The 26,211-nt window shown below is 70.1% G+C and carries 19 protein-coding genes and 3 pseudogenes; 12 read left to right on the forward strand and 10 right to left on the reverse strand.

Features of this window, described 5'->3' with window-relative positions:
* Window positions 1-62 precede the first annotated feature (62 nt).
* The 6 genes from nuoI to nuoN are packed head-to-tail and all read left to right on the forward strand — an operon-like array spanning window position 63 to window position 6,898.
* Complete coding sequence (gene nuoI, locus ACIP8W_RS07810) at window positions 63-620, forward strand: NADH-quinone oxidoreductase subunit NuoI (protein WP_401952143.1); 558 nt, start codon at window positions 63-65, stop codon at window positions 618-620.
* Window positions 617-1,432 (forward strand): NADH-quinone oxidoreductase subunit J, encoded by an 816-nt coding sequence (locus ACIP8W_RS07815; protein WP_401951789.1) that lies wholly within the window; start codon window positions 617-619, stop codon window positions 1,430-1,432. The genes nuoI and ACIP8W_RS07815 overlap by 4 nt, the downstream gene beginning before the upstream one ends.
* Complete coding sequence (gene nuoK / locus ACIP8W_RS07820) at window positions 1,429-1,728, forward strand: NADH-quinone oxidoreductase subunit NuoK (RefSeq protein WP_401951786.1); 300 nt, start codon at window positions 1,429-1,431, stop codon at window positions 1,726-1,728. The genes ACIP8W_RS07815 and nuoK overlap by 4 nt, the downstream gene beginning before the upstream one ends.
* Before the next feature lie 14 nt (window positions 1,729-1,742).
* On the forward strand, window positions 1,743-3,638 hold the full coding sequence (gene nuoL, locus ACIP8W_RS07825; RefSeq protein ID WP_401951784.1) for an NADH-quinone oxidoreductase subunit L: 1,896 nt from the start codon (window positions 1,743-1,745) through the stop codon (window positions 3,636-3,638).
* 6 nt (window positions 3,639-3,644) lie between these two features.
* The gene (locus ACIP8W_RS07830; protein WP_401951781.1) at window positions 3,645-5,249 is read left to right on the forward strand and encodes an NADH-quinone oxidoreductase subunit M; all 1,605 of its coding nucleotides are present in this window, start codon (window positions 3,645-3,647) and stop codon (window positions 5,247-5,249) included.
* Entirely contained in the window at window positions 5,246-6,898 is a 1,653-nt protein-coding gene (gene nuoN / locus ACIP8W_RS07835; RefSeq protein WP_401951778.1) for an NADH-quinone oxidoreductase subunit NuoN, read from the forward strand. Before ACIP8W_RS07830 ends, nuoN begins: the two co-directional genes overlap by 4 nt.
* 46 nt (window positions 6,899-6,944) lie before the next feature.
* On the opposite strand, the gene fahA is transcribed toward nuoN, so the two are convergent.
* From fahA to ACIP8W_RS07850, 3 genes are all read right to left on the reverse strand, one after another.
* Window positions 6,945-8,171 (reverse strand): fumarylacetoacetase, encoded by a 1,227-nt coding sequence (gene fahA / locus ACIP8W_RS07840; protein ID WP_401951775.1) that lies wholly within the window; start codon window positions 8,169-8,171, stop codon window positions 6,945-6,947.
* 115 nt (window positions 8,172-8,286) lie between these two features.
* Window positions 8,287-10,320: a CocE/NonD family hydrolase gene (locus ACIP8W_RS07845; protein ID WP_402202344.1), complete on the reverse strand. Its 2,034-nt coding sequence runs from the start codon at window positions 10,318-10,320 to the stop codon at window positions 8,287-8,289.
* A 24-nt stretch (window positions 10,321-10,344) separates the two neighbouring features.
* Window positions 10,345-11,850, reverse strand: a complete 1,506-nt coding sequence (locus ACIP8W_RS07850; RefSeq protein WP_402202346.1) for a peptide MFS transporter — start codon at window positions 11,848-11,850, stop codon at window positions 10,345-10,347.
* 155 nt (window positions 11,851-12,005) lie between these two features.
* Between ACIP8W_RS07850 and ACIP8W_RS07855 the strand changes: the two genes are divergently transcribed.
* The 4 genes from ACIP8W_RS07855 (at window position 12,006) to ACIP8W_RS07870 (ending at window position 16,878) form a co-directional block, all read left to right on the forward strand.
* On the forward strand, window positions 12,006-13,016 hold the full coding sequence (locus ACIP8W_RS07855; protein ID WP_401951766.1) for a polyprenyl synthetase family protein: 1,011 nt from the start codon (window positions 12,006-12,008) through the stop codon (window positions 13,014-13,016).
* Between the two features lie 287 nt (window positions 13,017-13,303).
* The gene (locus ACIP8W_RS07860; protein WP_402149577.1) at window positions 13,304-14,689 is read left to right on the forward strand and encodes an outer membrane lipoprotein carrier protein LolA; all 1,386 of its coding nucleotides are present in this window, start codon (window positions 13,304-13,306) and stop codon (window positions 14,687-14,689) included.
* Between the two features lie 193 nt (window positions 14,690-14,882).
* Window positions 14,883-15,860, forward strand: a complete 978-nt coding sequence (locus ACIP8W_RS07865; RefSeq protein ID WP_402202348.1) for an ATP-binding cassette domain-containing protein — start codon at window positions 14,883-14,885, stop codon at window positions 15,858-15,860.
* Complete coding sequence (locus tag ACIP8W_RS07870) at window positions 15,847-16,878, forward strand: ABC transporter permease (RefSeq protein ID WP_402202350.1); 1,032 nt, start codon at window positions 15,847-15,849, stop codon at window positions 16,876-16,878. The genes ACIP8W_RS07865 and ACIP8W_RS07870 overlap by 14 nt, the downstream gene beginning before the upstream one ends.
* A 173-nt stretch (window positions 16,879-17,051) precedes the next feature.
* Here ACIP8W_RS07870 and ACIP8W_RS07875 read toward each other — a convergent pair whose 3' ends face one another.
* Window positions 17,052-18,080 (reverse strand): M28 family metallopeptidase, encoded by a 1,029-nt coding sequence (locus ACIP8W_RS07875; RefSeq protein WP_401951756.1) that lies wholly within the window; start codon window positions 18,078-18,080, stop codon window positions 17,052-17,054.
* Window positions 18,081-18,340: 260 nt separating this feature from the next.
* Window positions 18,341-18,834, reverse strand: a pseudogene (locus tag ACIP8W_RS07880) (VOC family protein).
* 72 nt (window positions 18,835-18,906) lie between these two features.
* Here ACIP8W_RS07880 and ACIP8W_RS07885 point away from each other — a divergent pair.
* On the forward strand, window positions 18,907-19,506 hold the full coding sequence (locus ACIP8W_RS07885; protein WP_401951753.1) for a CGNR zinc finger domain-containing protein: 600 nt from the start codon (window positions 18,907-18,909) through the stop codon (window positions 19,504-19,506).
* A 5-nt stretch (window positions 19,507-19,511) separates the two neighbouring features.
* On the opposite strand, the gene rarD is transcribed toward ACIP8W_RS07885, so the two are convergent.
* Together rarD and ACIP8W_RS07895 are read right to left on the reverse strand one after the other, a co-directional pair.
* Window positions 19,512-20,435 carry an EamA family transporter RarD gene (gene rarD / locus ACIP8W_RS07890; protein WP_401952141.1) on the reverse strand — a complete coding sequence of 308 codons (924 nt, stop codon included), beginning with the start codon at window positions 20,433-20,435 and terminating at the stop codon, window positions 19,512-19,514.
* Between the two features lie 225 nt (window positions 20,436-20,660).
* The gene (locus ACIP8W_RS07895; protein WP_401951750.1) at window positions 20,661-21,521 is read right to left on the reverse strand and encodes an SDR family oxidoreductase; all 861 of its coding nucleotides are present in this window, start codon (window positions 21,519-21,521) and stop codon (window positions 20,661-20,663) included.
* Between the two features lie 112 nt (window positions 21,522-21,633).
* Between ACIP8W_RS07895 and ACIP8W_RS07900 the strand changes: the two are divergent.
* Window positions 21,634-22,014, forward strand: a pseudogene (locus ACIP8W_RS07900) (winged helix-turn-helix transcriptional regulator); the annotation flags it as partial.
* 135 nt (window positions 22,015-22,149) lie between these two features.
* On the opposite strand, the gene ACIP8W_RS07905 reads toward ACIP8W_RS07900, so the two are convergent.
* From ACIP8W_RS07905 to ACIP8W_RS07915, 3 genes and pseudogenes are all read right to left on the reverse strand, one after another.
* On the reverse strand, window positions 22,150-23,208 hold the full coding sequence (locus tag ACIP8W_RS07905) for a 2-oxoacid:ferredoxin oxidoreductase subunit beta (protein WP_401951747.1): 1,059 nt from the start codon (window positions 23,206-23,208) through the stop codon (window positions 22,150-22,152).
* A complete protein-coding gene (locus ACIP8W_RS07910) occupies window positions 23,201-25,165 on the reverse strand; it encodes a 2-oxoacid:acceptor oxidoreductase subunit alpha (RefSeq protein WP_401951745.1) in 1,965 nt (654 codons plus the stop codon). The genes ACIP8W_RS07905 and ACIP8W_RS07910 overlap by 8 nt, the downstream gene beginning before the upstream one ends.
* Window positions 25,166-25,493: 328 nt before the next feature.
* Window positions 25,494-26,184: pseudogene (locus ACIP8W_RS07915) on the reverse strand (response regulator).
* Window positions 26,185-26,211 lie beyond the last annotated feature (27 nt).

Below are 26,211 nucleotides of genomic sequence, written 5' to 3' on the forward strand. Positions count from 1 at the left end.
CTTCGCGTGAGGGAGAAGTCTCCCCGCACGGGGGGGACGTTCCGCGCCCCCCCCGGAATCCGGTGGCCGGCTTCGGGCTGACCTTCAAGGCCATGTTCAAGAAGCGGCTGACCGAGCAGTATCCGGAACAGAAGAAGGTGACGGCGCCGCGCTTCCACGGCCGCCACCAGCTGAACCGGCATCCGGACGGCCTGGAGAAGTGCATCGGCTGCGAGCTGTGCGCCTGGGCGTGCCCGGCGGACGCGATCTACGTGGAGGGCGCGGACAACACCGAGGAGGAGCGGTACTCCCCGGGAGAGCGCTACGGCCGCGTCTACCAGATCAACTACGCGCGCTGCATTCTCTGCGGACTGTGCGTCGAGGCGTGCCCCACCCGGGCGCTCACCATGACCAACGAGTTCGAGCTGGCCGACAGCTCCCGCGAGAGCCTCATTTATACGAAGGAGCAGCTCCTCGCGGGACTCACCGAGGGCATGGTCGAGTCGCCGCACTCGATCTTCCCCGGCACGGACGAGCAGGACTACTACCGGGGGCTGGTCACCGAGGCCGCGCCCGGGACCGTTCCGCAGCTCGCGGTGAGCAAGGGCGAGAAGCCGCACGACGAGGAGGCCGGCGCATGAACGCGCTCGCAGCCGCCTCCACCACCTCCACGGGCGAGGCCGTCCAGTTCTGGATCCTCGGCACCGTCGCCGTGGTCGGCGCGCTCTGTACGATCCTGATGCGCAAGGCCGTGCACAGCGCGCTGTGTCTGGCCGCGACGATGATCATCCTGGCGGTCTTCTACCTGGCCAACGGGGCGTACTTCCTGGGCGTCGTCCAGATCGTCGTCTACACCGGCGCGATCATGATGCTGTTCCTCTTCGTCGTGATGCTGGTCGGTGTCACCGCGGCCGACTCCCTCAAGGAGACCCTCAAGGGCCAGCGCTGGTGGGCCGCCCTCTGCGGACTCGGCTTCGGCACCCTGCTGATCGCGGGCATCGGCAACGCCGCGCTGGACTCCTTCACGGGGCTCACCCAGGCCAACGCGGGCGGCAATGTCGAGGGACTGGCCGCCCTGATCTTCACCAAGTACGTCTTCGCCTTCGAGATCACCGGCGCGCTGCTGATCACCGCGGCCGTCGGGGCGATGCTGCTCACCCACCGCGAGCGCACCGAACGGGCCATGACCCAGCGGGAGATGGCCGAGGAGCGGGTCCGCGAGGGCGGGCATCTGCCGCCGCTGCCGGCCCCCGGTGTCTACGCCCGGCACAACGCGGTGGACATCCCCGGTCTGCTGCCGGACGGCACCGTGTCCGAGCTGACGGTCATGAAGACGCTGAAGGACCGCGGTCAGATCCGCGATGTGTCCACCGAGGCCATCGCGGACCTCAAGGCGCTGGAGCAGCGGTCGGCGGACCGGCTCGGCCGTGACGAGGAGGAGGTCACGCGATGAACCCGGTCCACTACCTCTATCTCGCGTCGCTGCTGTTCACCATCGGTGCGGCGGGCGTGCTGATCAGGCGCAACGCGATCGTGGTGTTCATGTGCATTGAGCTGATGCTCAACGCCTGCAATCTCGCGTTCGTCGCCTTCTCCCGGATGCACGGCAATCTCGACGGCCAGATCTTCGCCTTCTTCACGATGGTCGTCGCCGCCGCGGAGGTCGTCGTCGGACTCGCGATCATCGTGTCGCTGTTCCGTTCCCGCCACTCGGCCTCGGTCGACGACGCCAGCCTGATGAAGCTCTGAGGGGTCGCTGAATCGTGGAGAACTTGATCGCGCTGCTTGTCGCGGCGCCTCTGATCGGAGCGGCGGTCCTGCTGTGCGGCGGCCGTGCGCTCGACCGCGTGGGCCACTGGCTCGGCACACTGCTGGCCGCCGCGTCCTTCGGGACCGGTGTGGTGCTCTTCGCCGACATGCTCGGCAGGAGCGGCGAGGAACGCTCGCTGCACCAGCACCTGTTCAGCTGGATCCCCGTCGAGGGGTTCCGGGCGGACATCGCCTTCCAGCTCGACCAGCTGTCGATGACCTTCGTCCTGCTGATCACCGGCGTGGGCACGCTCATCCACATCTACTCGATCGGGTACATGGAGCACGACGAGCGGCGCCGCCGCTTCTTCGGCTATCTGAACCTGTTCCTGGCGGCGATGCTGCTGCTGGTCCTCGCCGACAACTACCTGCTGCTGTACATGGGCTGGGAGGGCGTCGGTCTCGCCTCGTACCTGCTCATCGGGTTCTGGCAGCACAAACCCAGCGCGGCCACCGCCGCCAAGAAGGCATTCCTGGTCAACCGGGTGGGCGACATGGGCCTCTCGATCGCCATCATGCTGATGTTCACCACCTTCGGGACCTTCGCCTTCGGACCGGTGCTGGCGGCGACGGGGGACGCGTCCGAGGGCCGACTGACGGCGATCGGGCTGATGCTCCTGCTGGCCGCCTGCGGCAAGTCCGCCCAGGTGCCGCTCCAGTCCTGGCTGGGGGACGCGATGGAGGGCCCGACCCCGGTCTCGGCCCTGATCCACGCGGCGACGATGGTCACCGCGGGCGTCTATCTGATCACCCGGTCCGGCGCGATCTTCAACGCCGCCCCCGACGCCCAGCTGGCGGTCGTGGTGGTCGGCGCGGTGACGCTCCTGTTCGGTGCGATCGTCGGTTGCGCGAAGGACGACATCAAGAAGGCCCTCGCGGGTTCGACGATGTCGCAGATCGGCTACATGATCCTGGCGGCGGGGCTCGGCCCGATCGGCTACGTCTTCGCGATCATGCACCTGGTGACCCACGGCTTCTTCAAGGCCGGGCTCTTCCTGGGCGCCGGTTCGGTCATGCACGGTATGAACGACGAGGTCGACATGCGCAAGTACGGTGGCCTGCGAACGTACATGCCGGTCACCTTCGTCACCTTCGGGCTCGGCTATCTGGCGATCATCGGCTTCCCCGGTCTGTCCGGCTTCTTCTCCAAGGACAAGATCATCGAGGCGGCCTTCGCCAAGGGCGGTACGGAGGGCTGGATCCTCGGCGCCGTCACCCTGCTGGGTGCCGCGATCACCGCGTTCTACATGACCCGCGTGATGCTGATGACGTTCTTCGGTGAGAAGCGCTGGCAGCCGGACGCTCAGGGGAACGCGCCGCATCCGCACGAGTCCCCGAAGTCCATGACCATCCCCATGATCGTCCTGGCGGTCGGCTCGGTCTTCGCGGGCGGCTTCTTCTCCATCGGTGACCGCTTCCTGCACTGGCTGGAGCCGGTCACCGGACACGACCACGGGCACGCGCCCATCGGCGCCGGTGCGGTCACCGGCGCCACCATGGTCGTTTTGGTCATCGGTGTCGCCGTCGCCTGGCTGATGTACGGCCGCGGGGACATCCCGGTGACCGCCCCGCGCGGCTCGCTGGTCACCCGCGCCGCCCGCCGCGATCTCCTCCAGGACGACTTCAACCATGTGGTCCTGGTCCGCGGTGGTGAGCATCTGACCCGCTCCCTCGTCTATGTCGACCACACCCTGGTCGACGGGGTGGTCAACGGCACCGCGGCGTCGTTCGGCGGGCTCTCCGGCCGGCTGCGCAAGCTGCAGAACGGCTACGCCCGCACCTATGCGGTCTCGATGTTCGGAGGTACGGCAGTGCTCATCGCCGCGACCCTGCTGATGAGGGCGGTGTAACCGGAAATGTCGTTCCCTCTTCTGACGGCCACGGCGGCGCTCCCCGCGCTCGGCGCGATCGCCACGGCCGCCGTCCCGGCGGCCGGGCGCACCGCCGCCAAGTGGCTGGCGCTGTTCTTCTCACTCGCCACCCTCGCGCTGGCCGCCGTCGTACTGGTCCGCTTCGACCCCGGCGGCGACCGCTACCAGCTCACCGAATCGCACGCCTGGATCGCCGACTTCGGGGTGCGGTACGAACTGGGCGTGGACGGCATCGGGGTGGCCCTCCTCGGGTTGACCGCCCTGCTGGTCCCGTTCGTCATCCTGGCCGGCTGGCACGACGCGGACCCGCTCGAAGCCGCGCGGCCGAACCGGCGCTGGCGGCCGACCCAGGGGTTCTTCGCGCTGATCCTGATGGTCGAGGCGATGGTGATCCTCTCCTTCGAGGCCACCGACGTCTTCCTCTTCTACATCCTCTTCGAAGCCATGCTCATCCCGATGTACTTCCTCATCGGCGGCTTCGGCGACCGCGCGGCACCTGCCCAATTCTCCGCTACCGAGGCGGGGGGCGGCGACGAGGCGGCGGCCACCCAACGCTCGTACGCGGCCGTCAAGTTCCTCCTCTACAACCTGGTCGGCGGGCTGATCATGCTGGCCGCCGTCATCGGGCTCTACGTGGTCGCGGGGAGCTTCTCGCTCGCCGAGATCGCCGAGGCGCGGGCCAACGGCTCGCTGTCGATGGCGACCAACACCGAGCGCTGGCTCTTCCTCGGCTTCTTTTTCGCGTTCGCCGTGAAGGCGCCGCTGTGGCCGCTGCACACCTGGCTGCCCAACGCCATGGGCGAGGCCACCGCGCCCGTCGCCGTACTGATCACCGCGGTCGTCGACAAGGTCGGCACGTTCGCGATGCTCCGCTTCTGTCTCGGGCTCTTCCCCGAGGCGTCGAAGTGGGCCACCCCGGTGGTCCTGGCGCTGGCGCTGGTCAGCATCGTGTACGGGGCGCTGCTCGCGGTCGGCCAGCGCGACATCAAGCGGCTGATCGCGTACGCCTCGATCTCGCACTTCGGCTTCATCATCATGGGCATCTTCGCGATGACCAGCCAGGGCCAGTCGGGCGCCACGCTCTACATGGTCAACCACGGCATCTCGACCGCCGCGCTGATGCTGGTGGCGGGCTTCCTGATCTCGCGGCGCGGCTCGCGGCTCATCGCGGACTACGGCGGGGTGCAGAAGGTCGCGCCGGTCCTCGCGGGCACCTTCCTGATCGGCGGGCTCGCCACGCTCTCGCTGCCGGGGCTCTCGCCGTTCGTCAGTGAGTTCCTGGTCCTGGTCGGGACGTTCAGCCGTTATCCGGTGGTCGGGATCATCGCCACCCTCGGCATCGTGCTCGCCGCGCTCTATGTCCTGGTCCTCTACCAGCGCACCATGACAGGGCCGGTGAAGGCCGAGGTCAAGGCCATGCCGGATCTGCGGATCCGGGAGCTGGTGGTCATCACTCCGCTGATCGCGCTGCTCCTCTTCCTGGGCGTCTATCCGAAGCCGCTGACCGAGATCGTCAACCCCGCGGTGAAGCACACGATGTCCGACGTCCAGCAGACCGATCCCCAGCCCGAGGTGGAGGCCGCTCCATGAGTGCCACTGTCGTCCACAGTCTGTGGACAACTTCGGCGGCCGACGGGATCGCCAAGATCCCGGCCCCGAAGATCGAGTACGCGCAGCTGTCGCCTGTGCTGATTGTGCTGGGCGCCGCGGTGCTCGGCATTCTGATCGAGGCGTTCGTCCCGCGCAGAGCGCGGTACCACGCACAGCTGTTCCTCGCCGTCGTCGCCCTGGCCGCCTCCTTCTCGGCGGTGGTCGCCCTGGCGGCGGGTGGTTACGGCACCACCAAGAAGCACATCGCGGCCATGGGCGCCATCGCCGTCGACGGCCCCGCGCTCTTCCTCCAGGGCACGATCCTGCTGGCCTCGGCCGTCGCCGTGTTCACCTTCGCGGAGCGCCGGCTCGACCCGGCGGCCCATGGCAGGCGCGTCGACTCCTTCGCCGCCCAGGCCGCGTCCGTACCGGGCAGCGACGGGGAGAAGGCCGCGGTCAAGGCCGGGTTCACCACCACCGAGGTGTTCCCGCTGGCCCTGTTCGCGGTGGCGGGCATGCTGGTCTTCCCCGCGGCCAACGATCTGCTGACGCTCTTCATCGCGCTGGAGGTCTTCTCCCTCCCGCTCTACCTCCTGTGCGCCCTCGCCCGCCGCAAGCGGCTGATGTCGCAGGAGGCCGCGGTCAAGTACTTCCTGCTGGGCTCCTTCTCCTCCGCGTTCCTGCTCTTCGGGATCGCGCTGCTGTACGGATACGCGGGCTCCGTGTCGTACGCGCGCATCGCGACGGTCGTCGAGGGCACCGCCCAGAACATCACCCCGGCGCTCGCCGACACCATGGGCAATGACGCGCTGCTGCTCATCGGCGGCGCGCTGGTCCTGATGGGGCTGCTCTTCAAGGTCGGAGCGGTGCCCTTCCACATGTGGACCCCGGACGTCTACCAGGGCGCGCCCACCCCGGTCACCGGCTTCATGGCCGCCGCGACCAAGGTGGCCGCCTTCGGCGCGCTGCTGCGGCTGCTGTACGTGGTGCTGCCCGGTCTGCGCTGGGACTGGCGGCCGGTGATGTGGGGCATCGTCATCCTCACCATGCTGGGCGGTGCGATCGTCGCCATCACCCAGACCGACATCAAGCGGCTCCTGGCGTACTCCTCGATCGCGCACGCGGGGTTCATCCTGGCCGGGGTGATCGCGGGGACGGGCGACGGCATCTCGTCCGTCCTCTTCTATCTGGCGGCCTACTCGTTCGTCACGATCGGCGCCTTCGCCGTGGTCACGCTGGTGCGCGACGCGGGCGGCGAGGCCACGCACCTGTCCAAGTGGGCCGGGCTCGGGCGGCGTTCGCCGCTGGTGGCCGCGGTCTTCGCGGTCTATCTGCTCGCCTTCGCCGGTATCCCGCTGACCTCGGGTTTCTCGGGGAAGTTCGCGGTCTTCAAGGCGGCGGCGGAGAGCGGCGCGGGGGCGCTGGTGGTGGTCGGTGTGATCGCCTCGGCCATCGCCGCGTTCTTCTACATCCGCGTCATCGTGCTGATGTTCTTCAGCGAGCCGAAGGCCGACGGCCCGACCGTCGCGGTGCCGTCACCGCTGACGATGACGGCGATCGGCGTCGGTGTCCTGGTCACGCTGGTGCTGGGCGTGGCCCCGCAGTACTTCCTGGACCTCGCGGGCCAGGCGGGGGGCTTCGTCCGGTAGTACGCGGCCGCTCCGCCGGGTCGTCGCCCGGCGGAGCGGCCGGGGCTCAGGAGCGGGGCACGACCCGGCCCGTCACCTCACCGAGGCCGACCCGGGTGCCGTCCGGGCCCGGGGCCCAGGCGGTCATCGTGACCACGTCGCCGTCCTCCAGGAACGTCCGCTTGCCGGCGGGGAGTTCGAGGGGCTCGGCGCCGTTCCAGGTCAGCTCCAGCAGACAGCCGCGCTGCTCGCGGGCGGGGCCGCTGACCGTACCGGAGGCGAAGACGTCTCCGGTACGGAGCGAGGCGCCGTTGACCGTCAGATGGGCCAGCTGCTGGGCGGCGGTCCAGTACATCGTGGAGAACGGCGGCTCGGAGATCACCTGGCCGTTGAGGGCGACCGTGATCCGCAGATCGAAGCCGCCGGGTTCCTCCTCGGCCGCGTCGTCCAGATAGGGGAGCGGTGTTTCGGTACGGGGCGGGGGCGTCACCCGGGCCGCGTCCAGGGCCTCCAGCGGGGTCACCCAGGCGGAGACGGAGGTGGCGAAGGACTTGCCCAGGAACGGCCCGAGCGGGACGTACTCCCATGCCTGGATGTCGCGCGCCGACCAGTCGTTGAGCAGCGAGAGCCCGAACACATGGTCGCGGAAGGAGGCCAGCTCCACCGGATCGCCCTGGCGGGACGGCGTACCGACGACGAAGCCGACCTCCGCCTCGATGTCCAGCTTGCCGGAGGGCCCGAAGACGGGCGCCGGATCGGAAGGTGTCCTGCGCTGTCCCGACGGGCGCGTCACCTCCGTACCCGATACGACGATCGTGCCGGCCCGGCCGTGGTAACCGATGGGCAGGTGCTTCCAGTTCGGGGGGAGCCCGGGGCTGTCCGGGCGGAAGATCCGGCCGGCGTTGAGGGCGTGGTGCTCGCTGGCGTAGAAGTCGACGTAGTCGGCGACCTCGTACGGCAGATGCAGGGTGACCGAGTCGAGCGGATGGAGGAGGGGCTCTATGTCGGGTCGGTGCGCGGGGACCGTGACCCAGGCGGTCAGGGCCCGCCGTACATCGCGCCAGGTGGTGCGGCCCGCCGCCATCAGGGGGTTGAGGCTCGGCCGGGCGAGCAGTGCCGCGTACGGGGAGCCGAGGGCGAGCGCCGCCGCTCCCGCGTCGAGCACATGGGCGCCGATACGGACCCCGAGCCGGCGGCGGTCGGGCTCGTCGGCCGTGGAGAAGACTCCGTACGGCAGGTTGTGCGGGCCGAAGGGGTCGCCCTCGGCCGGTTCGAGCGGGCTCTGCTCGGGCATTGGCGCTGCCTCGCTTTCCGGATCAGTACGGGACACGTTACGTCGGTGTTGCCCCGTGGCGGCAGTGACGAAAAGCCCGTGCCGCCCCAAGATCACACAGCGTCCGGGACGGCCCTCATCCGGAAGTGCGCGGAATGCGTTTCTCCCAGGTCCGGTGGAAGACGATCTCGTCGCCGTGGTGGCAGACCACCTCGTCGGTGGTGAGGAAGGAGTCCGCGTCGCAGCTGATTTCGGAGCGGGTCTCGATCCGGGTGTCCCAGGCCAGATCGGGGCGGTGCAGCCGGATCGTCCAGTCGGAGCGGGTACGGGCGGACAGCGGGTCGCTCTCCTGGATGGAGTACGTCTCCAGCGCGTCCTCGGTGAATTCGAGACCGTCCGGGTAGACGCGCGAACCGCCGTAGCGCGGGTCGACCTCCAGCCGCCAGAGTCCCTTGGCGACATCCCGTACCACCAGTCGCTCCGGCCGCTCCTCGTCGAGCGTCGCGGGGAACACGACGCCCAGCGGCTCCGACTGCTCCGCCGGTTCGAAGGTGATCGGCGGTTCGTCGGCCACCCGCGCGCGGACGGGGAGTTCGAGCGAGCTGCCCGCCGGGTCGAGGGTGAAGCCCGCGGAGTCCGCGCGCGGCCAGATCCACGGCCAGTACGCGGAGGAGACCGCGAGCCGGACGCGGTGGCCGGGCGGGAAGGTGTGGCCGATGCCGTTCAGCTCGAAGGTGACGTCCTCGGTCGCGCCCTCGGGCCAGGGGGCGGTACGGTCCCGGCCGTTCCTGGCGGCGAGGTTGAGGGCGCCCCGGGTGACCAGGGTGGACGAGCCGTCCGGCGCGACATCGCAGAGCCGGGCGATGACCTGGCCCGCCGGGGCGTCGACGCGCAGCCGCAGCCGGACCCGGGGGCGGCCGAGGATCTCGATGCTCGCGGGAAGGGCCCCCGCGGAGCCCGGCTCCACCGGCTCCACCGCGAAGTCGAAGCAGGCCGACTTCGCGTCCTCGTCCCGCTGGTCGGGCGGCAGATCCGCGTCGTTGCCGAACGGGAAGAAGCGGCCCGCGTCCAGCCCGGTGTGGTGCGGGGAGTCCACGACGACCGGTCCGCCCCCGAAGGCGTACGTCACGGGCGTGACGTACGGCGAGGGCCATGCCGGGTCGCCGACCCAGCGGCCCGGCAGCTCGGGGTAGACCGTCGCGGGCGGGTGCGAGGCGCTGATCCAGGACCGCAGCGGAGGCTCGGCCATGATGCCCGTGGGCCGGCCCTTCAGCCAGTGGTCCCACCAGCGCAGCGTCTCCTGGAGGAAGCCGATCGACGGGCCCGGCGGCAGGCCCCGGTCGGGGTACTGGTGCGACCAGGGCCCGATCAGCCCCCGTACCCGCGCCGGATCCAGCCGCTCGACGAGCCGCAGCACGGTATCGCGGTACGGGTCGTGCCAGCCGCCCACCGCGAGGACGGCCGCGTCGATCGCGCCGTAGTCCTCGCAGACGCTGCCGTGGCGCCAGTAGGCGTCGCGCGTCTGGTGGGCCAGCCAGGTGTGGACGAACGGGGTGACGGCTTCGAGCCGCTCCAGCCACATCCGGCGCCAGGCGTCCCCGACGTACACCGGGTCGGGCGGGCGGCAGACGAAGGCCAGCATCGTCGCGGCCCAGGCGTGCATGTCGACGGCGAGGACCGAACCGCCCATGTAGTGGACGTCGTTGTCGTAGCGGTCGTCGGTGGAGCAGACGGTGACGACGGCCTTGAGCGGCTCGGGGCCGAGGGCCGCGAGCTGGAGCGAGTTGAAGCCGCCCCAGGAGATCCCGAACATGCCGACCTGCCCGTCGCACCAGTCCTGGGCGGCCAGCCAGTTGATCACCTCGACGCCGTCCGCCAGCTCCGTCGCGTCGTACTCGTCGCCGGGCAGCCCCTCGCTGTTGCCGTGCCCGCGCACATCGACCCGTACGGACGCGTAGCCGTGGCCCGCGTACCAGGGATGGCGCTGCCAGTCGCGCGGGGCCGTCCAGTCGGTGAGCCGGTACGGCAGGTATTCGAGCAGCGCGGGGACGGGCTCGTCGGTGACGGGCCGCCAGATCCTGGCGTACAGCCTGGTGCCGTCGGACAGCGGGATACGGATGTCGGCGTGGGCCGTCTCGTACGGGAAGTCGCGACGGATGGTGGGGGACATACCGGTCACCTCGGGAGGACGACGTCAGTGGACGGGGTGCATGGTGCGGCGCAGCCAGGGCGCCGCCGCGATCACGGCCAGACCGGCGACGACGGCGATGGCACCGTTGACGCCGAAGTACGCGGGCTGCGAGACCTGCCCGTACAGCTTCACCGTCTGTGCCTGGATGCCGTTGGCGAGGGCCAGGGAGAGGAACCACAGCGCCATGGTCTGGCTGGCGAAGGCCCTCGGCGCGAGCTTGGTGGAGGCGGAGAGGCCGGAGGTCTCCACGAGGATGTCGCCGAGACCGAGCAGGAGGTACGAGCCGACGATCCACCAGGCGGCCATCCGGTAGGTGTCGCCGCTGTGCCCGGAGGTCGGCAGGACCATCAGCAGGAAGGACAGCCCGCCGAGGACCACCCCGATCGCGATCTTGTTCGAGGCGTGCGGCTGGCTCCTGCCCATCCGGACCCAGAGCGCCGCGACGACGGGCGCGAGCGCGACCTCGAAGGCGCCGAGGGCGGAGGCGTACCAGCCGGCCGGGAAGTGGAAGCCGAGGATCGAGGTGTCGGCGTTGGTCGAGGCCAGCAGGATCATCGTGGAGTACGCCTGGAAGAGGATGAAGTTGAAGAAGACCGAGGCCAGGAACAGCACCACGTACGGGCGCAGCCTGCCGCGCTCCTCCGCCGTCACCCGGGGGCTCCGGAACATCACCGCGAAGTAGACGACCGGCGCGATCACCGAGATCATGGTGAGCACGTCGGCGAAGCGGCCGATGGTGAGCCAGCCCGCCAGGGACAGCGCCACCGCCAGGACGGCGGCGACGGCGGCGCCCACGGCCATCAGTCGTACGGCCCGGCGCATCGGTTCCGGCGCGAGGGCGAACTCGGCGGCGTGCTTGCGCCCGGCCAGGTGACGGCGGCCCAGTACGTACTGGATCAGCCCGAGGGTCATGCCCACGGCGGCGGCGGAGAAGCCCCAGTGCCAGCTCGCGTGGTCGCCGAGCCAGGCGGTGACCAGCGGGCCGAGGAAGGCGCCGATGTTGATGCCCATGTAGTAGAGGGCGAAACCGGCGTCCCTGCGCTCGTCCTCGGTGCGGTAGAGCTTGCCGACCATGGCGGAGACATTGGGCTTGAGCAGGCCCGTCCCCGCGCTGATCAGACCGAGGCCGATCCAGGTCATGGCGGCGGTGGGGACGGCCATCGCGTAGTGCCCGAAGGCGATGAGGACGCCGCCCCAGAGCACCGCGCGGTACGAGCCGAGGATGCGGTCGGCCAGCCAGCCGCCCGCCACCGAGAGCAGATAGACGAGCGTTCCGTACGCCGCCGAGATGGAGGCGGCCGTGCCCGCTTCCATGCCGAGCCCGCCGTCCTTGACGGTGGCCACGAAATACAGGACGAGGATGGCCTGCATGCCGAGGAACGAGAACCGCTCCCAGACCTCCAGACCGGAGAGGGTGAGCAGTCCCCGGGGATGGCCGAGGAAGGCGTGGTCGTCTCCGGGGAGCGGGTTCTCGTCGCTCGTTTCCGCGCCGGTCACTGTTCGGGACAAAGGGGACTCCCCTGGTCATATGGATGATCCCGAACATACCGGGGGAGCCGGGAAGGCGCCCATGGTGATCGAAAGCCGACCGGATACGCTGACTTGAGTGAAGACAGCGACACATCGACAATCCGTGTGATCGTCAGCAGACAGGAGTACCTCTCGTGACCGTCGTCGGGCCGTTCGGGCTGAGCGTGCGGGACCACGCTCTTGAGGCCGATGTCCAGACCGGATTGGCGGCAGTCGAGGCGGGACTCCTCGACGCCACCAAGAGCGACGTGCCCTTCATCACGGAGGCTGCCCAGCACCTGGTGCGGGCCGGGGGCAAGCGGTTCAGGCCCTTGCTGGTCATGCTCGCGTCACAGTTCGGGGATCCGTACGCGCCGGGAGTCGTCCCCGCCGCCGTGGTGGTCGAGCTGACACATCTCGCGACGCTCTACCACGACGACGTGATGGACGAGGCCGAGGTCCGCCGCGGGGTGGGCAGCGCCAACGCCCGCTGGGGCAACTCCGTCGCCATCCTCACGGGTGACTTTCTCTTCGCCCGCGCCTCGCACATCCTGGCGGATCTGGGGCCCGAGGCCGTCCGGGTCCAGGCGGAGGCGTTCGAACGGCTGGTGACGGGCCAGATCCTGGAGACGGCGGGCCCGCGCGACGGCCGCGACCCGGTCGACCACTACCTCGACGTCATCAGCGGCAAGACCGGCTCGCTGATCGCCATCTCCGGCCGCTTCGGCGCGATGACCTCGGGCGCGGACGACTCCGTCATCGACATCCTCACCCAGTACGGCGAGCGGCTCGGCATGGCCTTCCAGCTCGCCGACGACGTCCTCGACATCGCCAGCGACTCGCAGGAGTCCGGCAAGACCCCCGGCACCGACCTGCGCGAGGGCATCCCGACTCTCCCGGTACTGCTGCTGCGTGCCCAGGCGAAGGCGTACGGCAGGCCCGAGGACCTGGAGCTGGTCGAGCTGCTGGACGGCGATCTCGCGGACGACGCGAAGCTCGCCGAGGCGCTGCGCCGGCTGCGCGCCCACCCGGCGCTGGAGCAGGCCCGCCGCGACACGGTGCGGTACGCGGAGGCGGCGCGGGCGACCCTGGAGCCGCTGCCCGAGGGGTACGCGAAGTCGGCCCTGGTGCAGCTGTGCGACGCGGTGGTCCACCGGGCGGGCTGAGCCGGCGCGCGCTGTCGTGTACTGCCCCGGCGTCCTTGCCGGGGTCCTGTCCTGGCGTTCTGTCGGGTGCCCCGGTTCCCCCGTCATCCCCTAGTGGACGGCGGGGGCATCTCATCCGTATGTCATCCCAGAGCAGTACGGGAAGTTGATCCCGGGGGCTGACGCTTCCCCGGCGGTGATTTGGTCAGATGGACAACACCACTCCTGACCAATTCGGGTGAGAATGGCGGCGAGGGGTGGACGAGAGCAGAGGACGGAAGGCCGCCGACCACGGAGGTAGGGCACACATGGCACCGAACGACAGCGCGCAGATCACCGACGAGCGCGAGGAGCCGGGCGCGGTCCGCCGCAAGGCGGCGCGTTACGCGCTTCCCGTCGCGGTGGCGGGGGTGGCCGCGGCGACCATCGGGCTCGTCCCGGCGCTCGCCGCGACCGGCGACCCGAGTCTCCCGGGGATCAGCGCACAGCAGCTCGTCGAGAAGATCGCGGCATCGGACACCCAGCAGCTCTCGGGGTCCGTGAAGATCAGTGTGGACCTGGGGCTCCCGGCGCTGACCGGCCTCGGCGACCTGGCGGGCGGCGCGTTCTCCTCCGCCGCCCCGGGCGGCGGGAGCGGAGCCGGATCCTCCGCCGACCCGACGGAGAAGCTGACGCAGCTCGGCTCGGGCACGCACACCCTGCGGATCGCGGTGGACGGCCCCGAGAAGCAGCGGGTATCGGTCCTGGAGAACGCGGCGGAGTACAGCCTGATCCGCAACGGCGACGAGGTGTGGGCGTACGACAGCGGCTCGAACGCGGCGTACCACATGGCGGGTCCCCGGGGCGCGCACGAGAGCGGCAGCGAGAAGGGCCCGGACGATTCCAGGGCCCCGGAAGGCTCCGAGGTTCCGGAAGGCTCCAAGGTTCCGGAGGGCGCCCCGACCACGCCTCGGGAGTTCGCCGAGCAGGCGCTGAAGATGGCGGGCGACACGACCGCGGTGAGCGTCGACGGCACGGCGCGGGTCGCCGGGCGGGACGCGTACCAGCTGGTGCTCAAGCCCAAGCAGACCGGGTCGACGGTCGGCTCGATCAAGATCGCGGTCGACGCGAGGACCGGTGTCCCGCTGAAGTTCACGCTGGCGCCGAGCAGCGGCGGCAAGGCCGTGGTCGATGTCGGCTTCACGCAGGTCGACTTCGCCAAGCCCGACGCCTCGGTCTTCGAGTTCACGCCGCCCAAGGGCGCGAAGGTGACGCGGGACGACGCCGGTGGGTCCGACGGGGCGCACGGGTCTGACGGGGCGCACGGGTCCGACGGGGCCAAGGGGCTTCCCAAGGGCTTCGAGGGATCCGAAAGCTTCGACGGATCCAAGGGCGCCGGGCCGCTGGGGCAGCTCGCGGGTCTGGACGAGGTGAAGACCATCGGCAAGGGCTGGAGCACGGTCTACGAGCTGAAGACCGGCGACGGCGCGGACTCGACGGGGGCCAAGGGCCCGGACGCGTCGAAGCCGGGCGACCTCCCGGCGGAGGCGCAGTCGTTCATGGACGCGCTGGGCGACAAGGTCACCGGGAAGTTCGGCTCGGGGACGGTCTTCCAGACCCGTATCGTCAACGCCCTGATGACCGATGACGGCAAGGTCTACGTCGGCGCGGTGACGAAGGACGCGCTGGTCAAGGCTGCCGACCAGGCGAAGTAGCGCGAAGCGGACCGCCCCGTTCGCGTGGACCGCGCGACGGGGCGGAACGCGGACCGGAGCCGGTCCGTTCTCGGGGCGTGGACATATGTCCGAGTCGTTGACCGGGGAACGGGGGGAGCGGATGACAGCCGATAGCAGTACGGGAGCGTATGCGGCCGCGTCTGTCGGTGCGGGTGCGTCTGGCGGTACGGGAATGTCTGTCAGTACGGGAATGTCCGGCGGTACGGACGCGGGCGTTGGCGCGGTGATAGAGACGCGCGGTCTGACCAAGCGTTACCGAGGTGGACAGCTCGCCGTCGACCGGCTCGATCTGACCGTGTCCACGGGAAGTGTCTTCGGCTTCCTCGGGCCCAACGGCTCGGGAAAGACCACCACCATCCGGATGCTGATGGGCCTCATCGAGCCGACCGCCGGCTCCGCCACGCTCCTCGGCCGTCCCATGCCACGCGCGGCCCGGACCGTGCTTCCGCAGGTGGGCGCCCTGATCGAGGGACCCGCGCTGTACGGCTACTTGACCGGCCGGGACAATCTCGTACGGTACGACTCCGCCGACCCGGCGGCCGATCCCCGCACCCGTCGCGCCCGGGTGGCGCAGGCGCTGGACCGGGTGGGGCTGACCGCCGCCGCGGGCAAGAAGGCGAAGGCGTACTCCCTCGGGATGAAGCAGCGGCTGGGGCTTGCCTCCGCCCTGCTGCAACCGCGTGGATTGCTGGTGCTGGACGAGCCGACGAACGGCCTGGACCCGCAGGGCATGCGGGAGATCAGGACGCTGGTCCGTGAGCTGGCGGCGGACGGCACGACGGTCTTCCTCTCCTCGCACCTCCTCGACGAGATCGAACAGGTGTGTTCGCATGTCGCCGTGATGGCCCAGGGACGGCTGATCACCCAGGGGACGGTCGCCGAGCTGGCAGCCGGGACCCGGGGCAGGCTCGCGGTCACCACCCCGGATCCGGGCGACGCCGCCGGGGTGCTGACGGAGCTGGGGGTAGCCGATGTGGTGGTGGAGGGCGACCGGGTGACCGGGGAGCCGCCCGTGGGACGGGACACGGCCGATCTCAACGCCGCGCTGGTGCGGGCGGGGGTGCGCGTCCGGGCCTTCGGGGTGGAGCGCGCCTCGCTCGAGGACGCTTTTGTGGCACTGACGGGAGAGGGATTCGATGTCGCGGGCTGAGACACCGGCCGCTGGGAAGGCGACAGGGCGGACGGGCGCCGCTTCTTCGGCTTCTCCAGGGCCGTTGGAGCCTTCGGGGTCTTCTGGGCCTCCCGGCGCTCCGGGGCCTTCTGGGCCTTTCGGTTCCCCTGGTTCCCCCGGTTCCCCCGGTTCCCCTGGTCGGCAGGGGGCCCGTGAGCCCCGGTTGTGGTGGACGCTCGGGCTGTTCGTCTCGGAGCTGGTCATCACCTTCCGGCGCTGGCGGACCCTTGCCCTGCTGGGCGTGCTCGCCGCCGTACCGGTGCTCATCGGTGTCGCCGTGAAGATCGAGACGGGCGACGGCGGCGGAGGGGGTGGTGGGGGGAACGGACCCGCGTTCCTCACCCAGATCACCAACAACGGGCTGTTCCTGGTCTTCGCCGCGCTCGCCGCGACGCTGCCCGTCTTCCTCCCGATGGCGGTCGGGGTCGTCGCGGGTGACGCCGTCGCGGGCGAGGCCAACGGCGGCACGCTGCGCTATCTGCTGGTCGCGCCCGCCGGACGGACCGGACTGCTGCTCGCCAAGTACGCCGCCACGGTGACCTTCTGCCTGGTCGCCACGCTGGTCGTGGCGGTCTCCGCGCTCGCCGTCGGCGCGCTGCTCTTCCCGCTCGGCGAGGTCACCACGATCTCGGGTACCCGGATCTCCTTCGGGGACGGGCTGATACGGGCCCTGCTGATCGCGGTGATCGTCGCTGTCTCGCTGACCGGGCTCGCGGCGGTGGGGCTGTTCGTCTCCACCCTGACCAACAGCGGTATCGCGGCGATGGCGGCGACGGTCGGACTGCTGATCACCGTCCAGATCCTGAACTCGATCCCGCAGCTCCAGGGCATACAGCCGTATCTCTTCCCGCACTACTGGATGTCCTACTCGGACCTGCTGCGCGAGCCGGTCTACTGGGACGGGATCGTCAGGAACCTGGGGCTCCAGGCGCTGTATGTGGCGGTGTTCGGCTCGGCGGCCTGGGCGCGGTTCACGACGAGGGACATCACGGCATGAACGGGGAGCCGCACCGTCCGCGCGGACGGTGCGGCTCGCCCTCGGAGCCGGTGCTCCACTGTCCCCGGGGCCGCGTCCACCGCGCGTACCCGGCCCGGAATATCCGTATCGGAGACCGAGGCGGAGAGTCCCGGACCGGGGTGCGGGCTCACCGGCGAGCCCAGGGGCGGAGCTCAGGCGCCGGACAGGGTCCAGATCGCGTAGGCGGCGGCGTCGCTGTTGCGGTCGAGCGCGGTGTCGTCGATGTTGGCGAGGGTGTCGCAGGAGCGGTGGTAGCAGCGGTCGAAGGCGACTCCGGAGGTGCCGCCCCACTTCTGGGCCTGTGCGGCGGACTTGGTGTTGCTGGCGCCGGTGAAGAGACCGCCGACCGGGATGCCCACGTTCTTGAACGGGGCGTGGTCGGAGCGGCCGTCGCCCTCGGTCTCGATCTCGGTGGGGACGCCGAGGCCCGCGTAGTAGTCCTTGAAGGTCTGCTCGATCGTCGGGTCGTCGTCATAGACGAAGTACCCGGGGTTGGGTGACCCGATCATGTCAAAATTGAGATAGCCGCTGATCCGGGCGCGGTTGGCGGTCGACAGGTTGTTGACGTAGTACCTGGAGCCGACCAGGCCCAGCTCCTCCGCGCCCCACCAGGCGAACCGCAGATGCTTTGTCGGCTGGAGCTGCGCCCGGGAGACGGCGAGCGCGGCTTCCAGGACGGCGGCGGAGCCCGAGCCGTTGTCGTTGATGCCCGCGCCCGAGGTGACCGAGTCCAAATGTGACCCGGCCATGACAACCTGATTGGTGTCACCGCCCGGCCAGTCCGCTATCAGGTTGTAGCCGGTGGCGCCACCGGAGGTGAACTGCTGTACGGAGGTGACGAACCCCGCGGCGTCCAGCTTGCCCTTCACGTAGTTGATCGACGCCAGATAACCGGCCCGGCCGTGGGCGCGGTTGCCGCCGTTGGCGGCGGCGATCGACGAGAGCTGGGCCAGATGAGCCTTGACGTTGGCGAGGGGGATGTCCGGCGCGGCGAGCGCGGCGGCGGCGGACGCGGTCCGGGGCGCGGATGCCTCGTGCGCGGGCGCCGCGGTGGCCGCCGGTGTCGCGGTGGCGAGCAGCCCGGCGAGGGCGGCTCCGGTGATCGCGGCGCTGGTTCTGCGCGTTCCGCGGGCCGATATTCGGCCGGGCGTGCGGTGCGTGGCGAAGAGAGAGAGCTTCATGGGGGGGCTCCGGATTCCGTACGGGGACAAGAACGGAACGTGCGGGCCGCCCCGCGTCCGCGATGGCGCGGGGCGCTGGGGCGGGTGGTGCGCTGTGCCGTGTTTGCCGGGTCGGGCTTGTGCTGTGAGCCGCGCTGCGAGCCGCACGGTGTGCCGTTGCGTCTCGCGGCGTCGAGCTGTGAACTGTGGGTCGTGCGTGCTGAATGGTCAGTGAGGGCCTGACTCATCGTCAAGGGCGGAAACTGGTCATCCGTATCCGTTCAGCGGACGTTTCCCATGGCGTCCGACGGGTGATCGCCGACGCGTCCGCTCTCGTGGACGCGGAATTCGTTGCCCTCTGGATCTGTCATGACGGTGAACTTCCCTCCCGGCTCCCGCACCTGCCCGAGCACCGCCGCGCCCAGCCCTTCCACCCACTCCACCTCGGCGTTTCGCTGCCCGGGGCCGGTGCGCGGATCGAGGGGGAGACGGTTCTCGGCGCTCTTCGGCGCGGAGGCGCGCTGGAAGAGGATCCGTCGGCCCGGTCCGACGCCGTTCTCCGGCTGGTACGGATCGTCCGGATGCCGGACAGCGATCGGATCGCGCCAGGCGCGGCGGCCATGGGATTAGACGATGTCCGCCTCCACGGCCTGGTCGAGGCCGAGTACGCGGGCGATGAGCGCGCTGCCGTCCTCGACCGCGTAGCCGAGCGCGTCCGCCCGGAGTCGGCCTGGGCGTGCGGATCGTGGGCGTCGATGACGAGCTTACAGCTCAGGGTCGCATAACCACTTATAGTGGTTACATGGAGAAGCCTGCAACGGGCACGACGACAGGAACGGCGGCAGCCATGGCGCCGGGCGGGGCCGGTCTGATCCTCCGTACGCCGGAAGGCCGCCCCTACCGGTTCGATGCGGGCGCGCTCTGTCTGGAGCTGCTGACGACCGGCGGCCCGGGGCCGTACGCGCGCCACGAGGTGCTGTGCGAGCCGGCCGCGCTGACCGAGTGGGTACGCCGCAGCCGGCTCGCGCCGGGGCTGGACGCGGGGCTGTCCGTGAGCGACGCCGAGGTGCGCGACGCGCGTACGGTACGGGACGCGCTGCTGCGGCTCGCCCTGGCCCGCGCCCATGACGGGCGCCTGCCCGCGCCGGATCTCGCGGTGGTCAACGCCGCCGCGGCCGAGCCGCCGCTCGTCGCCCGCATCGGGCCGGGCGGTGTCCATGCCTGGGCGCCGGGCGCGACCGGGACGCGGTTGCTGTCGACCGTCGCCCGCGACGCCGTCGAGCTGTTCACCGGGCCGTACGCCCATCGCGTGCGCGAGTGCGGCTCGGACGACTGCTTCCTGCTCTTCGTCGACACCTCGCGGCCGGGCCGCCGCCGCTGGTGCGCGATGGAACGGTGTGGCAACCGCCAGAAGGCGCGGACCCACAGGACGCGCCGGACCTCGTAAGGGGTTCAGCCCTTGAGCGACGCCTGATCCGAGACGGGCGCCTGGGCGGGGGCCGCTTGAGCGGCGGGCGCGGCCTGTGCCAGGCGCGCCGCCACGGCTCTGTTGCGGCGGGCCGTCCGCAGCGCGTCCCAGGTCAGGATCGCCAGCGCCAGCCAGACCAGCGAGAAGCCCGCCCAGCGCTCCGGCGGCATCGCCTCGTGGAAGTACAGGACGCCCAGCAGGAACTGGAAGACCGGGGCCAGATACTGGAGCAGCCCCATCGTCGACAACGGCACCCGGATCGCCGCCGCGCCGAAGCAGACCAACGGCACCGCGGTCACGACGCCCGTCGCGGCGAGCAGCGCCACATGCCCGGCGCCCTGCGATCCGATCGTGGCCGAACCGGACGCGCTCAGCCAGATCAGATAACCGAGGGCGGGCAGGAACAGGACAGCGGTCTCGGCCGCCAGCGACTCCAGGCCGCCGATGTTGATCTTCTTCTTGGTCAGGCCGTAGGTCGCGAACGAGAAGGCCAGGATCAGCGAGATCCAGGGCGGCTGCCCGTAACCGATGGCCAGCACCAGCACCGCCGTCAGCGCGACGCCGACCGCCACCCACTGGGCGGGCCGCATTCGTTCCTTCAGCAGCAGGACGCCCATGGCGATGGTCACCAGCGGGTTGATGAAGTATCCGAGGGACGCCTCGACGACCCGGCCGTTGTTGACCGCCCAGATGTAGAGGCCCCAGTTGACGGAGATCACGGAGGCGGCCAGGGCGATGAGCCCCAGCTTGCGCGGCTGCCGCAGCAGCTCGCGTATCCAGCCCCAGCGGCGCAGCGCCAGCAGCCAGAGGACGACGACCCCCAGCGACCAGACCATCCGGTGGGCGAGGATCTCCACCGCCCCGGCCGGTGCGAGGAGTGGCCAGTAGAGCGGGACCAGCCCCCACATCCCGTAGGCGCCGATCCCGTACAGCAGTCCCGACCGCTGGTCGCTGCAGCCCTGGCCGTTGTCCGCCTTCACTGACCCCTCCGCCCACGCTCCCGCGCGCCGACCCGGCAGCGCCCCGAAGAAGGTAGCGCCGCGCGGGCCGCGATGTCATGTCCGTATCGTCATACGGTCATGACGCATGGGGGTGGTGATGCGGTGTGTGGCGTGGGATGTCGCGTGGTGTCGTCAGGCCTTGAGCGCCACGGCGACCGTGTCGGCGAGCGGCGTGGTGGGACGGCCGATCAGCCGCGCCAGGTCGCCGGAGGTGACGGCGAGCAGACCGCGCTCGACCGCCTTGTCCACGTCGACCAGGATCTCGGCGAACGCCTCGGGCACCCCGGCGCCGGTGAGGATCCCGAGGTGCGTCTCGGCGGGCACGTTGTTGTACGCGATGGCCCTGCCGGTCTGCCGCGACAGCTCCGCCGCGTACTCGGCGAGGGACCACGCCGTGTCGCCGCTCAGCTCGTACGCCGTGTTCAGGTGGCCCGCACCGGTCAGTACGGCGGCGGCCGCGGCCGCGAAGTCCGCGCGCGACGCGGAGGCGACCCGGCCCTCACCGGCGTTGGCGAGGACGGCGCCGTGCTCCAGCACGGGGGCCAGGTTGTCCGTGTAGTTCTCGGTGTACCAGCCGTTGCGCAGGAAGGTGTACGGCAGCCCGGAGTCCAGGATCAGCTGCTCGGTGGCCTTGTGCTCGGTGGCCAGCAGGAAGTCGGCGTCGGGGCCGCCGAGCACGCCGGTGTAGGCGAGCTGGGCCACACCGGCCTCCTTCGCGGCGTCGATGACCGCGCCGTGCTGCGCCACGCGCTGCCCGACCTCGTTGCCCGAGACCAGCAGGACACGGTCGCCCGAGCGGAAGGCGCCCTTCAGTGTCGTGGGCTCGTTGTAGTCGGCGACCCGCAGCTCGACGCCGAGCGCCACGAGGTGCGCGGCCTTCTCCTTGTTCCGTACGACCACGGCGATCCCGTCGGCCGGGACATCGGCGGCGAGCAGGGCCTCGACGGTGAGACGGCCGAGGTGTCCGGTGGCTCCGGTGACGACGATGCTCATGGGGTTCGCTCCAGTTCGTACGGGGGTCGTGCGGTCCATGTGGTGCTCTGAAGCTCACTCTATGGCGGGCACTAACCCAGGGAAAGTACCCACTTTGAAGTAAGGTACTGGCATGACGGTAATCAGCGGCTTCAGTCCAGGACCGGATGTCAACCGGCAGATGTGCCCCTCCCGGCTGGTCCTGGAACACGTGACCAGCCGCTGGGGGGTGCTCGTACTGGCCACCCTGCTGGAGCGCTCGTACCGCTTCGGCGAACTGCGGCGCGAGATCGACGGCGTCAGCGAGAAGATGCTCGCCCAGACCCTTCAGACGCTGGAACGTGACGGCTTCGTCCATCGTGACGCCAAACCCGTCATCCCGCCACGGGTGCACTACTCGCTGACCGGGCTCGGCCGGGAGGCCGCCGAGCAGGTGTGGGGGCTGGCGCGCTGGACGGAACGGCGGCTGGACGAGGTGCTCATGGCCCGCGAGGCGTACGACACGGCACGCGCCGCCGCCGCGCGCGACGAAGCGCGGAACGGCGAACGGGTCGGCGCGCGCGGCGAAGCGCAGGACGGCGGAACGGGCGGGGTCCGGACCTCCTGAGAGATCCGGACCCCTGTCCCGCTGTTTCTTGCGGGAAACGGCCTAGCCGACGACGGTCCAGGTGTCGCTTCCGGCGAGCATGGCGGCGAGGTCGCCCTTGCCGTGCCGCTCGACGGCCGCGTCGAGCTGGTCGGACATGAGGGTGTCGTAGACGGGCCGCTGGACACTGCGCAGCACACCGATGGGCGTGTGGTGCAGGGTGTCCGGGTCGGCGAGCCGGGAGAGCGCGAACGCCGTGGTGGGGCTGGTGGCGTGTGCGTCGTGGACAAGGATCCGCGACTCGTTCTCCGCGGTCACGGCGACGACTTCCAGATCGCCGGTGGCCGGGTCCCGTACCACGCCCTTCGAGCCGTCCACGCCGAAGCGGATCGGCTGTCCGTGCTCCAGCCGGATCACCGCTTCCTGGGCCTTCTCCTTGTCCTTGAGGGCTTCGAAGGCGCCGTCGTTGAAGATATTGCAGTTCTGGTAGATCTCCACGAGCGCGGTGCCGGGGTGGTCGGCGGCCTGCCGCAGGACCTCCGTCAGGTGCTTGCGGTCGGAGTCGACGGTGCGGGCCACGAAGGAGGCTTCCGCGCCGATCGCCAGTGACACGGGGTTGAAGGGCGCGTCGAGCGAGCCCATCGGCGTCGACTTGGTGATCTTTCCGACCTCGGAGGTGGGGGAGTACTGGCCCTTGGTCAGTCCGTAGATCCGGTTGTTGAACAGCAGGATCTTCAGATTGACGTTCCGGCGCAGCGCGTGGATCAGATGGTTGCCGCCGATGGACAGGGCGTCGCCGTCACCGGTGACGACCCAGACGGACAGATCGCGGCGCGAAGTGGCGAGCCCGGTGGCGATGGCGGGGGCGCGGCCGTGGATGGAGTGCATTCCGTAGGTGTTCATGTAATACGGGAAACGGGAGGAGCAGCCGATGCCGGAGACGAAGACGATGTTCTCTTTGGCGAGGCCGAGTTCGGGCATGAAGCCCTGGACGGCGGCGAGGACGGCGTAGTCGCCGCAGCCGGGACACCAGCGGACTTCCTGGTCGGACTTGAAGTCCTTCATGGACTGCTCGGCCACGGCCCGGGGCACCAGGGACAGCAACTCGTTGGAATCAGACATCGATGGCCTCCTTGAGCGCCGTGGCGAGCTGCTCGGCCTTGAAAGGCATCCCATTGACCTGGTTGTACGAATGGGCGTCGATCAGATATTTGGCCCGGAGCAGGGTGGCGAGCTGGCCGAGGTTCATCTCCGGTACGACGACCTTGTCGTAGCGGAGGAGAACCTCTCCGAGGTTGCGCGGGAAGGGGTTCAGATGGCGCAGATGCGCCTGGGCGATCGGGACACCGTCCTTCCGGAGCCGACGGACGGCGGCGGTAATCGGCCCGTACGTGGAGCCCCAGCCCAGCACCAGGGTGTGGGCGCCGTCCGGATCGTCGACGGCCAGCTCGGGGACCTCGATGCCGTCGATCTTGGCCTGGCGGGTGCGCACCATGAAGTCGTGGTTGGCCGGGTCGTAGGAGATATTGCCCGTGCCGTCCTGCTTCTCGATGCCGCCGATACGGTGTTCGAGACCGGGCGTGCCGGGCACGGCCCAGGGACGGGCCAGGGTCCGCGCATCGCGCTTGTACGGCCAGAACACCTCGGTGCCGTCCGCCAGCTCGTGGTTGGGGCCGGTGGCGAACTCCACTCGCAGGTCCGGGAGTTCCCCGGGCTCCGGGATCCGCCACGGCTCGGAACCGTTGGCGAGATAGCCGTCGGACAGCAGGAAGACGGGGGTCCGGTAGGTCAGCGCGATCCGGGCGGCCTCCAGCGCCGCGTCGAAACAGTCCGCCGGGGTCCGGGGCGCGACCACCGGGACCGGGGCCTCGCCGTTGCGCCCGTACATCGCCTGGAGCAGATCCGCCTGCTCCGTCTTGGTCGGCAGACCCGTCGAGGGGCCGCCGCGCTGGATGGCGACGACGAGCAGCGGCAGTTCCAGAGAGACCGCCAGCCCGATCGTCTCCGACTTGAGCGCCACCCCGGGGCCCGAGGTGGTCGTCACCGCGAGCGCACCGCCGAACGCCGCGCCCAGCGCCGCGCCGATGGCCGCGATCTCGTCCTCGGCCTGGAAGGTCCGTACGCCGAAGTTCTTGTGCCGGGACAGCTCGTGCAGGATGTCCGAGGCCGGGGTGATCGGGTACGAGCCGAGGTAGAGCGGCAGCTCCGCCTGATGGGCGGCGGAGATCAGGCCGTACGACAGGGCGAGGTTCCCGGAGATGTTGCGGTAGGTGCCGGCCGGGAAGGCGGTGCTGGCCGGGGCGACCTCGTAGCTGACGGCGAAGTCCTCGGTGGTCTCGCCGAAGTTCCAGCCGGCGCGGAACGCGGCCACGTTCGCCTCGGCGATCTGCGGTTTCCCGGCGAACTTGGCCCGGAGGAACTTCTCCGTGCCCTCGGTCGGCCGGTGATACATCCACGACAGCAGCCCGAGCGCGAACATGTTCTTGCTCCGCTCGGCCTCCTTGCGGGAGAGCCCGAACCCCTTGAGCGCCTCGATCGTCAGGGTTGTCAGCGGCACCGGGTGGAGCTGGTAGGCGTCGAGCGAGCCGTCTTCGAGCGGCGAGGTCGGATAACCGACCTTGGCCATCGGCCGCTTGGTGAACTCGTCGGTGTTCACGATGATGTCCGCGCCACGGGGCACATCGCCGATGTTCGCCTTCAGCGCGGCCGGATTCATCGCGACCAGCACATTGGGCGCGTCGCCCGGGGTGAGGATGTCGTGGTCGGCGAAGTGCAGTTGGAACGAGGAGACACCCGGCAGGGTTCCGGCAGGCGCCCGGATCTCGGCCGGAAAGTTCGGCAGCGTCGACAGATCGTTCCCGAACGACGCCGTTTCCGACGTGAACCGGTCCCCCGTCAACTGCATCCCGTCACCCGAGTCACCCGCGAAACGGATAATCACTCGATCGAGACGACGCACTTGCTTCTCGCCTGCCCCCGCCGTCGGCGGGGTGCGCTGTTCGCCGACGGCGCGGTCGTTCTCGCTCGCGTCGTCGGCCTCATCGGCCTGCTCGGCCGGGCTACTGACCTGGCTGGTCACTGAATGGACCTCCTTCGAGGCGGCGGCTCGGGACCGGCGGGCTGCCCGGAGGTCCCGGATTCCACCCTACGTCGATAAGAGTCACGATCTCCTTACCAAGCGTAGGGTGGAAGCCCTTTCGGGGTGCGGGAATGTGCGGTTCTGTCATGATTGGTCACCCCTGAATCGCTCCGGGTCGCCTCGGTGAAGGCTCGATCGGCTCTCATCCTTTGGTTCCAGGACTTCTGGTTCCAGGACTTCCGGTCCACCGCATTCCCTGCGCATCCGGTCCGACCGTGATCCGGCGAACAGAGGACGGTCGTGGGGGCGTTCCCGGGAGCGACAGGTGTCAGTTCCTGGGATACGTCAGCATGGTCAGGACCCGGCGGTGGTCCCCCTACGCTCGGCGAGAGGCCGAGCTTCAGGAAGATATCGCCGACCTGCTTCTCGACCGCTCCGTCACTCACCACCAGCTCCTTCGCCACCGCCGAATTCGTCCGTCCCTCGGCCATCAGCCCCAGGACCTCCCGCTCACGCGGGGTCAGCCCGGACAGCACGTCCTGCTTGCGGCTGCGGCCCGGCAACTGGGCCACGGCCTCGGGGTCCAGCGCGGTGCCGCCCCTGGCCACCCGGACCACGGCGTCCACGAACTCCCGGACCTCGGCCACCCGGACCTCGGCCACCCGGTCCTTGAGGCAGATACCCCACGCCCCGGCTGCTGCCGGCCAGCGGCTCGGTGGCGTACTGCTCCTCGACGTACTGCTCCTCGACGTACTGCGACAGCACCAGCACCCCGACCCCCGGATGGTCCCGGCGCAGCCGCACGGCCGCCCGTACGCCCTCGTCGGTGTGGGTCGGCGGCATCCGCACATCCGCGACGACCACATCGGGCAGCGCGCCCTGGTCCGCTGGCTCGTCGACGGCCTTGGTCAACGCCTCCCGTCCCCGTCCCCGGCGACCACCTCGTGTCCTCGGTCGGTCAGCAGCCGTGTCAGCCCCTCCCGGAGCAGCGCCGAGTCCTCGGCGATGACCGCCCGCACCTTGTCCCGCGCGTCCTTCACGGTCCT

This window comes from Streptomyces sp. NPDC088554 (assembly GCF_044752945.1).
Classification (GTDB): domain Bacteria; phylum Actinomycetota; class Actinomycetes; order Streptomycetales; family Streptomycetaceae; genus Streptomyces.